Genomic DNA, 15066 nt, shown 5'->3' on the forward strand with positions numbered 1-15066 from the left:
TGAGAATGGGAGTAAAATGGATGTTAAAAGTCCAGATGCCCTTATTCTATATACAAAGTAAGAATTGAGGTCGAAAAATGAGCGTAAGGAGAATACAAGCAAAATTCGAAGAGTTACACTATTGTGATGCATGGGTTACTAAATTAGTATGAGACTATTTTGGTGATGAGGTACATCTAACTTATAAGAATGAAAATGGTGACGTAGATTTTCAATTTAGCGGTTGCTATAGAATAGATTTCAAACATAGCATGGGATATGTAAAAGAAAAACCAATAAAAACATTTACATATGAACAGTTACCATATTTTCTTCATGATATTGAAATTGGTGAAGTAGAAAAAGAGGGCTTGAAATTATATACCTGTAATATAATTATGCCCCCTATGGAATTAGAAATATGGTGTAAGGATATAAAAATTGAAAGCTAAGTATTATAATAAAAAACGCTCCAATTATCGTTAAAAATTTACAAGTATTGGATGTGAAAATACTAGGATTTCCTACAGGTTTCAATATGAGAATAAATCTTGCAAATGCGTTTACGGACTGAGCTAATAGAATAGCAAGCCATAAGATTGATATTCCAGCTGCGAGAAATATTGATAACATTGATTTATGTAATGTGTTATATGACCTGGGTGTACCACAGGAAAAAACGTTAAGTTTATAGCGGGCTAAAAGTCTGCTAATCAATTCATGACAACATCATAGACTTTGTTTCTATACTGAGATGAAATAGAGAGGATATTTATTATAGAAACAATCCAATTAGATAACGGAAATTTACAAGTAAAGAGATAATGCATAAAATATTGAAAAATAAATTAGATTTACCGAATTATTATGGAGAGAATGCTGATGCATTGTGGGCTTGCTTAACAGCATGGGTTACTCTTCCTTTAACAATAGAATGGGAGTTTTTTTAAGATAGTAAGAATATGTTAGGCTCTGAAGCGGATTTGATTTTAGAAACATTTCAAGATGCTCAAGAAGAAATGACAGGTGAATTCTATATTGTTATAAGATAATGGAAAGAACCTTGAGTAAACATAAAACTGTGGAAATATTTAATTTCTGCGGTTTTTATTATATTAATTTCGATGATTTTAATTTTAAAAATTAAATTTTTGGTTGATAGGAGCTTGTATATGAAAGTAAAGTGTATAAAAAATTCAGGAGATACATTTTCAGAGGAGTTATTAAAACAAGGATATAATCGAGATTCAATAATAAATTTAGAAATCCATAAGGAATATGTGGTTTATGGTATGAGTTTATTCAATGGAGAATTAGACTATCTAATCTTAGGGAAAAATGAAAACTTGCCTTCATGGTACCCAGGTGAATTGTTTGAAGTGTCGAATCCTTTACAACCTTTAGAATGGTATTTTGCAGATCATAAACATAGTAAAGCGACAACAATAGAATATATATGGGGTTATAAAGAATTAGCTTTAAACGATAGACATGCTCTAGGTTTAATGGAAAGAGAGAATAAAGATATAGAAATATTTTTAAAGCGTAAAGCTGAAATGGATGAATTTGAGGAATTATAATAGTATATGAATTAATTGATTAACCTATAAAAAGCGTAGAAATTAAATATTTCTACGTTTTTTTGTACATAACATTTAAATAAACAGCTTATTTTTGGAAAAGTTGAAAGATGTCATTTATGTTGGCGCAAATATCTATTACAATGTATTCTATATAAAAATGTGCTGCAAGTGCAACTACTTTTTCATAAAAACATTATGATTCAAATAACACCTTTAGCGTAAACTTGCGCTTAATGGTACTTGAGAATAAACTGTGAAATTGTTACCATAAGTACCGTGTCTTGAAAATGAGGAAGAAATTGAACTGTTCCAACTTTTGTAGGTAGCCCCAGATGTATCTGTTCTTAGAAGTACATTTGAAAAGCTAGCTTGGCTAAAGGAGTTACGTCCAGTATCTTCAACCCCCTGAACCATTTTTACTGGCTCATATTGAGAAAATGAGCCATATACAGGCTGATTTGCATATCTAGGGTTTCCATTTACGTACATAGTAACCGTACCATTTCCGTTATTAACTATTTTAAGATTTACTCGATCACCATCTTTAATTGACGCATCAAACTGTGTGTTCCAATACTTACTGTTTTGACCTGATTCATTATATCCTGAATTTAGAAATACTTTATATCCACTTGGTGTTTTGGAAATACCACCCTCAACTTTAGATGCTCCAATACCTAAATACCAATTCACATATCCATCTTTAACAACAACTGATTTTGGTAGATTTATATCAGCTGCAATCCCAGTATAGGTACTATTTGTAACACTTTTTACAGCACCTTCTGTAGCTGCAAAACTAGTAGTTGAAAACATTGATAGAGAAATTAGAAGTGAACCAACTAGATACATCATTTTTTTCTTACTTTTTCTTAATACTTGATTCATTTTAGATCCCCCATATTTTAAATTATTAAATTTTATGGAAAGTTGGCCAACTAACTACAACTTACAAACTAAAGATATATCAGGTTTCATTTAATGTATATATTTTCCTGTTAGAAGTCATCGAAATGTCAAATAGATTTGTTTTTTCGTATTTATCAATATAGGTGGAGTTGACAGATTAAAGTAGTATGTCTATTTAAATGTAAGAAAATTTTGTTAAAAACCCTATAAAAACCTATAAATGTATTGAGGATAATATGTACTATGATTCATTTAGGAGAGAAAAATATGGAATGAATATAGTGGGATCTATCAAAGAGTATATCTGAAATGTTTATAAATAGATTAAATTCAAAGAAAATAAATAAATCGTTTTTCTTAAGGAATTCATTGAAATAGTCCGTAGATTAAGGGGAATATATGATTTATAAGATATGGATTTCCTATATAAAAGAAGAAAGGGGATCCAGGTATGGGAATTACAAATACAAGATCGAAGTTAGATAATGCAGCTATTGAAGAGGCTATAGAGGCATTAAAAGAGGAAAATGAATGTTTACGTATGGAAATTGATTACTTAAAAAAGTTAAAGGCCTTCGTTCAAAAAGAGATGGAATGACATAGCAAGACAAAGCAAGAGTAATTTATCTTACAAAATTCGAAAGTATAGAACATATTAAGATAGTATTTTAGATAATTATAGAGTTCATTACAATCGCAAAAAAATAAAAATACAGTTAAAAGGAATGAGTCCAGTACAATACCGGACTCACATTTAAACAGCCGCTTAATTTTTTGTTTAATTCTTCAGGTCCAATTCATTATAGGCAATCGAAAGTTGGCTTGCTACGCCTAGTGATTGTTATTCTTTAACTTATCTCATATTACGTTAGTTTAAGTATTTAGAGTAAAAGAATAGAAATAGAAAAATTAATGTTTTGCTAAATAATCTATTAAAGAAACTTAAAGGAATAACAAGTTCTCCTATTGTAAGGATTTTAAGTTTATCCTTATTTAATCCTTTTATTAATTCTTTTAATGTTTGGAAATTTATTTTATTAACGAAAGACCAATTTGGCACAGCTTTTGTATCTGAACCTATTTTGAAAATGATATGAATACTATGTGCATGAAAACCGCTTATTATTAAAATAAGCATAAACCCTAAAATAATGAACCAAGTCATTTTTCAACATCTCCTTTCAGTATTTAATATTAAGATATTAAAACTGTTGAGAAAGTGTGCTGTTGTCCATGAAAAATATTGAGAATTTGTTGAGGAAATGTTGAGAATGTTGCAATGTGATTGATTGTAGGGGAGTTAGAGTTAATAATGCTTGTCAGATTATATGCGTGAAAAAAGGAAATAGGTAAGAGAACAGTTGCGTAGACTGTTCTCTTAAGGAGCGGAAGTGCTGAACATTTTCAATGACAATGATTCAACCATTCCGTTAATAGTATGTGCAAATATTTATAATTCATACAAGAAAGGCGGCTATTAAAAATAGCCGCCTTTCCTCAGGGAGAATTCAAGAAAATCAGAGATTCATTATGAGAATAGATTGGTTTTCACCAATGCATTCTCATAATTGGAAATAATCTCATAAATTATTCTTAGGTTAAAATCTCAATTCATTGTAGGATGAGTGACATGCAAAGTAAAAAGAGCACTTTTTAAAAGTGCTCTTTTTAAGGTGTGTATTAGGACTTGAAAGAGGCATCAATGACAATTTAGAAAGAGATATCTCTATACAACATATGGAGGTACTATGGAAGGGTGACGATAAAAAATAAAAAGAGCAGTTAGAATGAACTAACTGCTCAGCTCTAGGGGAAATGAATAGTTTCAATTATCGAGACAATAAAAGGATAAGCAAAAAGGATTGAATTTGAAGAAAGTGTGTTGTTTTAATTGTATTAGGAGTTTTAATCATCGTATAACTATCTCTCCTATATGAATGAATAAATTGGAAAGAAGTCTTTGTATATCCTATAGGCTTAATTCTATGTATGATACTTGGACATTTTGGGTTACTAGAGTTTTATCATTTTAGCCAACAAGATTCCTTTCTCAAGGAACGCGAAGTGAGTAGGTGGGAGATGAATTGGCTTCGAACAAGGGATGGCAGAAAGCCATCTTAATTGTTCGACATACATAAAGTGTTACTTCACTATCCACCGAATATACGTTCGGTATATAATAGTCATATACCGAAATGGAGGTGAATCAAATGATAATTAATAAAGCCTATAAGTTTCGTATCTATCCAAATCAAGCACAAACAATTCTAATTAACAAAACAATAGGTTGTTCTCGCTTTGTATTCAATCATTTCCTATCCCTATGGGATTACGCATACAAAGAGACTGGAAAAGGTTTAACATATGGTACATGCTCTGCCAAACTTCCTGCCATGAAGAAAGAGTTTGTTTGGCTCAAAGAAGTGGATAGTATTGCAATTCAGTCGTCTGTTCGCAACCTTGCGGATGCATATACACGATTTTTCAAAAAACAAAATAGTGTCCCGCGTTTCAAATCTAAGAAGAATAATGTACAATCTTATACCACAAAACAAACAAATGAAAATATTGCCGTTGTAGGGAACAAAATAAAGTTGCCGAAACTAGGCCTTGTTCGATTTGCCAAAAGTCGCGAAGTAGAGGGACGTATTGTAAATGCGACTGTTAGACGAAACCCTTCTGGCAGATATTTTGTGTCACTATTAGTTGAAACAGAAGTACAAGAACTTCCGAAAACACATTCTTACATTGGAATAGATGTAGGACTAAAAGATTTCGCTATTTTGTCAGATGGAAAACCCTATAAAAATCCGAAGTTTTTCCGATCATTGGAAGATAAGTTGGCGAAAGCACAGCGTGTTCTTTCTAGAAGAATGAAAGGATCTTCTCGCTGGAATAAACAACGAGTCAAGGTAGCTAGAATTCATGAATACATATCAAATGCTAGAAAAGATTACTTGGATAAAATCTCAACTGACATCATCAAAAACCACGATGTGATCGGTATAGAGGATTTGCAAGTATTGAATATGTTAAAGAATCATAAGTTAGCAAAAGCAATTAGTGAGGTATCATGGTAACAATTTCGAACTATGTTGGAATATAAAGCAAAATGGTATGGCAAACAAGTCATTGTCGTATCGAAAACATTTCCTTCCAGCCAATTATGTTCATGTTGTGGATATCAAAATAAAGACGTTAAAAATTTAAACCTACGTGAATGGGACTGTCCTTCTTGTTGTACACACCATGATAGGGATATTAACGCAAGTATCAATATAAAGAATGAAGCGATAAGGCTTCTAACCGCAAGGACTGCGGGGTTAGCCTAATCAACTAGAGTTCGATAGAACTCTTTACTTAGGAATCCCTCACTTCTAAACGAAGTGAAAGTGGGGGTAGTTCAAATATGAGTAGGGTTAGTATGGTATGTATTGTATGAGGTATTCTTAGGGCAATAGGAATTAGTGTTATATAGAAAAAGGAACCCAGAAGGGTTCCTTTTCTTATTCCGATCTATCTTAAGCGCATATAAGATAATGTTATTTTACATCTTAATATTAGGAATTACAATAAAGAAGTAAAGATTACCATGAGGTGGTGTAAATAGGAGAAAGAACCATAAGTATTACTGCATGATCTGGTTGTAATGAGCCTTGCATGTGGATATTAAATGTCTATTAAGTAAATCGGTCAAATTTTTTCTACAGGTGTTTCATAAAGGTAGATTAATTCGTAAATATGAAGCGTTACGCTATAAGATAGAAATACTTACAAATTTTAAAAGAATTCTATTTGTGTACCAAGAAGTAAAATCTATTTATGATAAAATATAGAAAAAGATGATTAAGAAGGGACAATTAAAGTGAAACCAACAATTTATGATGTTGCGGAAAAAGCAGGTGTATCAATAGCGACTGTATCCAAGGTAATTAATCAAACTGGGCGTATTAGTGAAAAAACAATAAACAAAGTAAATCAGGTAATGGATGAATTAGATTACCAGCCGAGTAGTGTAGCAGCAGCGTTAACAGGTAAAAAAACATATACGATTGGGGTACTTGTCCCAGATATCTCAAATCCATTTTTTGCAGAAGTAGCAAGAGCTTTTGAAAATAGTGCGCGAGAATCAGGGTATACACTCATTTTATGTAGTACAGATCATCAAACAAAACGTGAGCACGAGTATATTGATTTATTATTTAAAAAGCAAGTAGATGGCATTATTATTGCGACGGAACTAAATGATTATAAACTTGTTAAAAAAATCGTGAATCGGGATTTGCCACTTGTTTTATTCACTGTAGATCATCCTTCCATCACGACTCATGTTGTGACAACTGATGATATGAGGGGAGGCTATCTAGCTGGAAGTTATCTAACTCAGAAAGGCCATACATCTTTAACGATTATGATGGAGAAGGATAGAAAAAGTAGCTTAGGGAGATTGACTGGTTTCAAACAAGCTCTTACAGATTCAGAGATTTCACTAGATGATGATGCTATAATTAGCTGCTATTCGACTGTGGAAGATAGCAAACGTGCAAGTAAAGAGTTACTTAATTTACCTAACAGACCCACAGCGGTTTTTGCTTGTACAGATTTGATTGCTATATGCCTATTGAATGAAGCAAGAAAACAAGGGCTTTCGATTCCGGAAGATTTATCAATTATCGGATTTGATAATACAATCTATGCTGAGATTGCAGATCCTGGGTTAACGACGATTGAACAGCCAATTAAACAAATGGCAGCCTGTACGTTTGAACAACTCTTAAAAACGATGGAAATGAAGGAGCATGCTAAGCAAAAAATTACTATTATTCCTCAATTAGTAGAACGATCCTCAGTAAAGGATATTACATGATAGCTTTTTTAATAGCCTATTTGAATGTAACGAAAAGAAGGTCATCGTAACCATGTGCAGTTATGATGACCTTCTTTTTATTTAGAGTTTATACTGAGAATTGCTCGCTGCTTTTCGTATTTAAATCCTGCTTCATTTCATTTTCCTTTGGAATAGTAAGGAAATGAGTTAAAAATGCACCAAAGAAGTACAAACCGGCAAAAATCCACATCACGCCGCCAACACCTAATGGACCGATAAAAGCAGTTACTACTAATGGCCCAACAAATGCTGATAATCCGGACCCTAAATTTAAGACAGACATTGCCGCTCCTTTGTTTTCAGGAGATAAAGATGGAACTAATGCTGTAAGAGGTACATAACCGGCAAGTGTTGCTCCATAGCAACAGGCAACAAATAATATTGCCCAATAATTATGTCCTACCATTTGTGGCACATAATAGAGTGCAAGAGTTACAATACCACAACCGACTCCACCGAACCATTTAATTGTATTTACCCAACCAAATTTGTCCCCAACGATACCAAAAATAATATTAAACACCATATTTACAAAGAATAGAGTACCCCAAATTTGAAGCCATTCAGTCATCGTAAAATTATATTTCATCATATAGGTAGGTAAGAAAACAACAAATCCAAACTGAGCAGCCGAGTTTATAATTTTAACAATACCACCTATACCAACTTTAGGATGTTCAAATGCGATGGTAATGCCTTTTAGTAATTCGCTTGATTTGTTAGAGCTTACGATTTGTGCTTTAAACTTGTCCTTATTTACAACAATTGAGAATAATCCCCCGATGACAACAAAAATTAAAGCGCTCCATAAAGTGGCGATTTCTCCGATTTTAGGAACCATATAACTAGAATAGAAGGCTCCGATAACACTAAGTCCAAGCTGGAATACGAACCAGAACCAGCCAACTGCTCTTGAGAGTATTTGCTGAGGAGTACTGTAAGATACCCAAACTAGGAAAGAATAGGCAAATAAGGGATAACCAAACCCTCGTAAGGCATAGCAAATTAATATTACGGGATAATTCATATGTTGAATTCCTATACCGATGAATCCGATTGAACCTAAAATGAATGATACTAAACCAAACGTCATGACTTTTCTTGGTCCCCACATTTGTACAAATACCCCTGAAAACCAAGAAGAAGCAGATACAGTAATTCCGTAAATAGTAAACAAGAAAGCAGCGTGTTCTAGCGTTAGTCCTTTTTCAACGAGATAAGGGGATAACCATCCCTGTTCTAAACCATCCCCAATCATAAAAACAATAATCCCTATATATCCCCAAGTTAAATTAGAAGGGATCCCAATCCTGTCCATAAATGTTTTGTTTGAACTAATAGCGTTCATTCTCCCACCACCGATAAGTTATTTTTGGTTAAGCGCTTAATTCTTTTTGATAAAAAAAGTATACGCTTACATTACGAGGTCGTCAATTTAATTTTTTGACAATTTACAACTTTCTTTTATAGAGGCATTCTATTTACTTATTGGACAATAAAATAATAGTGAGTATGAAAAGAAAGAAATACCTTATAGATGGGGGTTACTATTTAAAAGGCTTGGTTTTCTTTGTTATATCAGTATTTTAAAAGAATATATTTATAGCTTTTTAGATTATTTATTTCTAATTATTATTCTTTATTTTTATGTAATACGTTTATTGAAGGAACTTAAAATTCGGATGAAAAGGTAAGTATTCAAAAAAATAAAAATGTTTTCAATTTAGAATCAAGTGTGTATAATGAAGAAAAATAGGGAAAGCGCTTAACTTAAATAATTACGCTAAACCTTATAGACTTTCATTTTTTTCTTAAATTTAAATAAAGAGGGAGAAATCATATGAATGTATTAACGATTGGAATTATTGGGGCTGGACGAATTGGGAAACTACATGTTGATAATTTGCAGCTGATGCCACAAGTGAAAATTAAAGCGGTTTCAGATGTTGTGATTAGTCATCTGGAAAAGTGGGCCGAGGATAAAGGGATTTCCACTCTGACTACAAACTATCAGGATTTATTAGCAGATCCAGAAATTGATGCTGTCTTTATTTGTTCACCAACAAATACACATGCGCAAATTATAAAAGAAGCGGCTCTTGCGAAAAAACATATTTTCTGCGAAAAACCTGTTAGTTTCTCAGTAGAAGAAACATTAGATGCATTAGAAGTAGTAAAAGAACAAGGGGTATCTCTTCAAGTAGGTTTTAATCGTCGTTTCGATCCTAACTTCAGGAAAGTCTATGATCTTATTCAACAAGGAGAAGTAGGACAACCGCATATTTTAAAAATTACGTCACGCGATCCACAACCACCAAGTATAGAGTATGTTCGCTCTTCAGGCGGATTGTTTATGGATATGATGATTCATGATTTTGATATGGCTCGTTATGTGATGAATAGTGAAGTCGTTGAAGTATTTGCATATGGCACAACATTAATTGATCCATCCATTCAGGAAGTAAATGATGTTGATACAGCAATAGTCACATTGAAATTTGCGAATGGAGCTTTAGGAGTAATTGATAATAGCCGCCAAGCTGTTTATGGATATGACCAGCGTGTTGAAGTATTTGGTGAAAAAGGCGCGGTCGCTGCGGATAATTGTTGCCCGACAACAGTACAAGTTTCAAAAACAGAAGGTGTTGTAAAAGATAAGCCACTTTATTTCTTCTTAGAGCGTTACACGCAGGCGTATATTGAGGAAGTAACACAATTTACAAAGTCAATTATAGAAGGAAAAGCTGTTATTTGCAGTGGTAATGATGGATTACAAGCAGAGCGAATTGCGAAAGCTGCGAAGGAATCTTTGCTAACAGGAAAACCCGTTCAAATTGAACATAAACAGACTGCATTAAATCAATAAAGAGAGCGCTTACTTATAGATAGATAAAGAGTAATGAATAGTAAGTTTATAAAAATATGAACCATATCATTCACTCATTCATAAAGCATGGGAGGTAGAAATAATGAATCCACTTATTTTTAAAGAAGATTGTCCATTAGACCTAATTGCAGTTGGACGTTTATGCGTTGATTTAAATGCCAATGAAACACAACGTCCTATGGAAGAAACAAGAACGTTTACTAAGTACGTGGGGGGATCTCCTGCGAATATCGCAATTGGTGCGGCGCGTCTTGGCTTACAAACAGGATTTATCGGTAAAGTGTCCGATGATCAAATGGGCCGTTTTATTACAGGGTACCTAAAGGATAACAATATTAATACAGATCAGATATGTATTGATCGTACTGGTGCAGTGACAGGTTTAGCTTTCACAGAAATTAAAAGCCCTGAAGATTGCAGTATTTTAATGTATCGCGACAATGTCGCAGATTTAAATCTTGATCCAACAGAAGTTTCTGAGGACTATATTAAACAATCAAAAGCTCTCTTAATTTCAGGAACAGCTTTAGCGAAAAGTCCTTCTCGCGAGGCGGTATTTTTAGCGCTAGAATATGCGCGTAAGCATGATGTAGTTGTATTTTTTGATGTTGATTACCGCCCTTATACATGGCAGTCAGAGGCTGAAACGGCTGTGTATTATAATCTAGCGGCTGAAAAGTCTGATGTCATTATTGGAACGCGTGAAGAATTCGATATGATGGAGAAACTATTAAACTACGAACAATCGAATGATCGAGTTACGGCTGAAAGATGGTTTTCTCATCATGCGAAAATCGTAGTAATTAAGCACGGCGGGGATGGTTCAATCGCTTATACGAGAGACGGTCAATCTCACCGCGGCGGTATCTTTAAAACAAAGGTATTAAAGACGTTTGGCGCTGGCGACTCGTATGCTTCTGCGTTTATTTATGGCTTAATGCAAGGGCTTGAGATTCCTCAAGCGATGCGATTAGGAGGCGCTTCGGCTTCGATTGTTATTTCTAAACATAGCTGTTCTGATGCAATGCCAACAAGGGCAGAGATTTCAGCATTCATGGAAACGGCTGAAGAAATTGTATAGAAACATCATAAATGAGTAATCAAGTAAGGGCGTATCCTATGTACGCTTCTACATTACATAAAAGGGAGAGAATGAATATGACAGTACAAACAGCACAAATCGTAAAAAACTACATTGGCGGCGAATGGGTAGAATCCATTTCAACTAAGACGGAAGCTGTATATAATCCTGCAACAGGAGAAGTAATTGCACAGGTACCACTTTCAACAAAAGTAGATGTTGAACAAGCTGTATTAGCAGCAAATGAAGCATTCAAATCTTGGTCCAAAACAGCTGTGCCAAAACGTGCTCGTATTCTATTTAAATATCAACAATTACTAGTAGATAACTGGGAAGAGTTAGCGAAACTTATTACGATTGAAAACGGAAAAAGCTATAACGAAGCTTACGGTGAAGTTCTTCGTGGTATTGAGTGCGTGGAGTTTGCTGCAGGTGCTCCTACATTAATGATGGGAAAACAACTTCCTGATATTGCGACAGGTATTGAGTCTGGTATGTATCGTTACCCAATTGGTGTTATAGGCGGCATTACACCTTTTAACTTCCCAATGATGGTTCCATGCTGGATGTTCCCACTTGCAATTGCTTGTGGTAATACATTTGTATTAAAACCTTCAGAGCGTACACCACTCTTAGCAGCAAAATTAGCCGAATTAGCTGAAGAAGCTGGTTTACCTAAAGGTGTATTAAATATCGTAAATGGAGCACACGATGTAGTGAATGGTCTTCTGGAACATAAATTAGTGAAGGCAATTTCATTTGTAGGTTCTCAGCCTGTCGCAGAATATGTATACAAAAAAGGAACAGAAAACCTAAAACGCGTTCAAGCATTAGCGGGTGCGAAAAACCATTCCATTGTATTAAATGATGCGAATCTTGAACTAGCAACAAAGCAAATTATTAGTGCTGCATTCGGTTCAGCTGGTGAGCGTTGTATGGCTGCTTCTGTTGTAACAGTAGAAGAAGAAATTGCAGATCAATTAGTTGGAAAACTAGTAGAAGAAGCGAACAAAATTGTCATCGGAAATGGTCTTGATGAAGATGTATTTTTAGGACCAGTTATTCGTGATAACCATAAAGAGCGCACAATTGGTTACATCGATTCAGGTGTAGAGCAGGGCGCTACATTAGTTCGTGATGGACGAGAAGATACAGCTGTAAAAGGAGCTGGCTACTTCGTTGGTCCAACAATTTTTGACCATGTTACAAAAGAAATGAAAATCTGGCAAGATGAGATTTTTGCTCCTGTTTTATCTATTGTTCGTGTGAAATCATTGGATGAAGCGATTGACATTGCGAATGAGTCTCGTTTTGCAAATGGAGCTTGCATTTATACCGATAGCGGGGCAAGTGTACGTCAATTTCGTGAAACAATTGAATCAGGTATGTTAGGTGTGAATGTTGGGGTTCCGGCGCCAATGGCATTCTTCCCGTTCTCTGGCTGGAAAGATTCTTTCTATGGTGATCTTCATGCGAATGGTACTGACGGCGTTGAGTTTTATACAAGAAAGAAAATGCTTACATCTCGTTGGGAAAAGTAATCATTAAGAGAGAGGTAGACTCTTTCTAGTTGTTTGTAAGCGAAAGTAATGCAAGTGGTAAAACATAAGAAGGAAGTATTAGGAGTCTTTCAAATTCCTAATACTCCTTTTTCATATGCAGAATGACTGTTAGAGATAGAAAGGAGCAAATCATATGCAAACTGTTAGAATGACGACGGCGCAAGCATTGGTGAAATTTTTAAATCAGCAATACGTAGAGTTTGATGGAGAGCAACAAAAGTTTATTAAGGGAATCTTTACGATTTTTGGTCATGGAAATGTAGTAGGACTAGGTCAAGCTTTAGAAGAAGACGCAGGGGAATTAGAGGTATATCAAGGGAGAAATGAACAAGGAATGGCAAATGCTGCGATGGCTTTTGCGAAACAAAAACATAGAAAACAAATTATGGCATGTACTTCTTCTGTTGGTCCTGGATCAGCAAATATGATTACCTCTGCAGCAACAGCTTCTGCAAATAATATTCCCGTTTTACTGCTTCCAGGTGATGTATTTGCAACGAGACAACCTGATCCTGTTCTTCAACAAATTGAACAAACGCATGACTTATCTATTTCTACGAATGATGCTTTCCGTGCGGTAAGTAAGTATTGGGACCGGGTGAATCGTCCTGAGCAATTGATGACAGCTATGATTCAAGCCATGCGTGTTTTAACGAATCCGGCAGATACAGGTGCTGTAACAATTTGTTTACCACAAGACGTCCAAGGGGAAGCTTGGGATTTTCCAAGTTACTTCTTCCAAAAGCGTGTTCATCGTATTGAACGTCGCCTACCTACAAAAGCCAGCTTAGCGGATGCGGTTGAAATGATTAAGAGAAAGAAAAAGCCAATTATGATTTGCGGTGGTGGTGTAAGATACGCAGAAGCGGCAGAGGAACTGAAACAGTTTGCTGAGACATTCCGCATTCCATTTGGAGAAACGCAAGCTGGGAAAAGCGCGATAGAAAGTAGTCACTCATATAATCTTGGCGGCATTGGGGTAACTGGGAATTTAGCAGCTAATACAATTGCAAAGGAAGCGGACCTTGTTATTGGAATTGGGACAAGATTTACTGATTTTACAACAGCATCTAAGCAATTGTTCCAGAATAAAGAGGTTGAGTTTTTAAACATCAACATTTCGGAATTCCATGCGAACAAACTTGATGCATTGAAGGTTATAGCAGATGCGAAAGAAGCGCTTCATACTCTAATGGATGAACTGCAAGCAATTGATTATCAATCTAGTTACACAGTAGAAATCACTAATGTAAAAGAGGCTTGGGAAAAAGAATTAGCACGTCTACATAATATTCGCTTTACAGATCAAGGTTTCATGCCGGAAGTTGAAGGTCATTTCGATGAGAATTTAAATGAGTATGTAGACGCGCTTCGTACACAATTAACACAGACTACGGTCATTGGACAAATCAATACATTAATTGATGAAGATGCAATTATTGTTGGCGCGGCAGGAAGTCTTCCGGGTGATTTACAAAGAATGTGGGTAGCAAGAAAACCTAATACATATCACATGGAGTATGGGTACTCTTGCATGGGCTATGAGGTTGCAGGTGCACTTGGTGCAAAGCTAGCTGAACCATCGAAGGAAGTATATGCAATGGTAGGGGATGGCAGTTACCAAATGCTTCATTCTGAGCTTGTCACAAGTCTGCAAGAAAACAAAAAAATTAATGTTTTATTGTTTGATAACTCCGGATTTGGCTGCATTAATAACTTGCAAATGGGCAACGGAATGAGCAGCTTTGGAACAGAGTTTCGCTACCGAAACCAAGAAACACGTAAATTAAACGGGGCTATTATGAAAATTGATTTTGCAGCTAGCGCAGCTGGATATGGCGTAAAAACATATCGCGTTACATCGATAGAACAATTACGGGAAGCACTTAAGGATGCAAAAAAACAAACGGTTTCTACATTAATTGATATTAAAGTATTACCAAAAACAATGACAAATGGATACGATTCATGGTGGCATGTAGGTGTTGCAGAAGTATCTAATAGTCCAAGTGTACAAGCTTCGTATGAGAGTAAAGTAAGTAACTTGCAACAGGCAAGGTCTTATTAGATTAGGGCACAAAGAGAGCTTTTTATCTACATGCATATCGATTAGGAAGCTCTCTTTTTAATGACCAGTTAAGAGAATTTGGCGAAATTCTATCACATTTTGTAAAGAG

At 34.9% G+C, this 15066-nt stretch carries 11 protein-coding genes and 4 pseudogenes; 12 read left to right on the forward strand and 3 right to left on the reverse strand.

Annotated features, from left to right (window positions below):
• Positions 1-77 precede the first annotated feature (77 nt).
• The 4 genes and pseudogenes from ACTFRY_RS19325 (at position 78) to ACTFRY_RS19340 (ending at position 1559) form a co-directional block, all read left to right on the forward strand.
• Positions 78-431: pseudogene (locus ACTFRY_RS19325) on the forward strand (hypothetical protein).
• A gap of 11 nt (positions 432-442) precedes the next feature.
• Positions 443-643 (forward strand): annotated as a pseudogene (locus ACTFRY_RS19330) (hypothetical protein); the annotation flags it as partial.
• Between the two features lie 113 nt (positions 644-756).
• Positions 757-1031 (forward strand): annotated as a pseudogene (locus ACTFRY_RS19335) (barstar family protein).
• Positions 1032-1151: 120 nt separating this feature from the next.
• Positions 1152-1559: a hypothetical protein gene (locus ACTFRY_RS19340; protein WP_136985937.1), complete on the forward strand. Its 408-nt coding sequence runs from the start codon at positions 1152-1154 to the stop codon at positions 1557-1559.
• Between the two features lie 216 nt (positions 1560-1775).
• On the opposite strand, the gene ACTFRY_RS19345 is transcribed toward ACTFRY_RS19340, so the two are convergent.
• Entirely contained in the window at positions 1776-2450 is a 675-nt protein-coding gene (locus ACTFRY_RS19345) for a hypothetical protein (protein WP_064475141.1), read from the reverse strand.
• Positions 2451-2922: 472 nt separating this feature from the next.
• Here ACTFRY_RS19345 and ACTFRY_RS19350 point away from each other — a divergent pair, with 472 nt between their 5' ends.
• Together ACTFRY_RS19350 and ACTFRY_RS19355 are read left to right on the forward strand one after the other, a co-directional pair.
• Positions 2923-3069: a hypothetical protein gene (locus ACTFRY_RS19350; RefSeq protein ID WP_170968593.1), complete on the forward strand. Its 147-nt coding sequence runs from the start codon at positions 2923-2925 to the stop codon at positions 3067-3069.
• A 67-nt stretch (positions 3070-3136) separates the two neighbouring features.
• Positions 3137-3229 carry an IS3 family transposase gene (locus tag ACTFRY_RS19355; RefSeq protein WP_098529239.1) on the forward strand — a complete coding sequence of 31 codons (93 nt, stop codon included), beginning with the start codon at positions 3137-3139 and terminating at the stop codon, positions 3227-3229.
• Positions 3230-3339: 110 nt separating this feature from the next.
• On the opposite strand, the gene ACTFRY_RS19360 is transcribed toward ACTFRY_RS19355, so the two are convergent.
• Positions 3340-3636 carry a hypothetical protein gene (locus ACTFRY_RS19360; RefSeq protein ID WP_440032400.1) on the reverse strand — a complete coding sequence of 99 codons (297 nt, stop codon included), beginning with the start codon at positions 3634-3636 and terminating at the stop codon, positions 3340-3342.
• A gap of 1045 nt (positions 3637-4681) precedes the next feature.
• Between ACTFRY_RS19360 and tnpB the strand changes: the two are divergent.
• Positions 4682-5803: pseudogene (tnpB, locus tag ACTFRY_RS19365) on the forward strand (IS200/IS605 family element RNA-guided endonuclease TnpB).
• A 533-nt stretch (positions 5804-6336) separates the two neighbouring features.
• Positions 6337-7338 carry a LacI family DNA-binding transcriptional regulator gene (locus ACTFRY_RS19370; RefSeq protein WP_074593217.1) on the forward strand — a complete coding sequence of 334 codons (1002 nt, stop codon included), beginning with the start codon at positions 6337-6339 and terminating at the stop codon, positions 7336-7338.
• Positions 7339-7426: 88 nt separating this feature from the next.
• Here ACTFRY_RS19370 and ACTFRY_RS19375 read toward each other — a convergent pair whose 3' ends face one another.
• Entirely contained in the window at positions 7427-8707 is a 1281-nt protein-coding gene (locus tag ACTFRY_RS19375) for an MFS transporter (protein ID WP_440032401.1), read from the reverse strand.
• A 492-nt stretch (positions 8708-9199) separates the two neighbouring features.
• Between ACTFRY_RS19375 and iolG the strand changes: the two genes are divergently transcribed.
• The 4 genes from iolG to iolD all read left to right on the forward strand — a co-directional run bounded on the left by iolG (position 9200) and on the right by iolD (position 14957).
• Complete coding sequence (gene iolG, locus ACTFRY_RS19380; protein ID WP_440032402.1) at positions 9200-10225, forward strand: inositol 2-dehydrogenase; 1026 nt, start codon at positions 9200-9202, stop codon at positions 10223-10225.
• A 103-nt stretch (positions 10226-10328) separates the two neighbouring features.
• Positions 10329-11327, forward strand: coding sequence for a 5-dehydro-2-deoxygluconokinase (iolC, locus tag ACTFRY_RS19385; RefSeq protein ID WP_098869365.1), 999 nt, complete (start codon positions 10329-10331; stop codon positions 11325-11327).
• Positions 11328-11404: 77 nt separating this feature from the next.
• A complete protein-coding gene (locus ACTFRY_RS19390) occupies positions 11405-12868 on the forward strand; it encodes a CoA-acylating methylmalonate-semialdehyde dehydrogenase (RefSeq protein WP_074593221.1) in 1464 nt (487 codons plus the stop codon).
• Positions 12869-13022: 154 nt separating this feature from the next.
• Entirely contained in the window at positions 13023-14957 is a 1935-nt protein-coding gene (gene iolD / locus ACTFRY_RS19395; protein ID WP_098617293.1) for a 3D-(3,5/4)-trihydroxycyclohexane-1,2-dione acylhydrolase (decyclizing), read from the forward strand.
• The last annotated feature ends 109 nt before the right edge of the window (positions 14958-15066 follow it).

The organism is Bacillus cereus group sp. MYBK195-1, from assembly GCF_051916605.1.
Taxonomy (GTDB): Bacteria; Bacillota; Bacilli; order Bacillales; family Bacillaceae_G; genus Bacillus_A; species Bacillus_A cereus.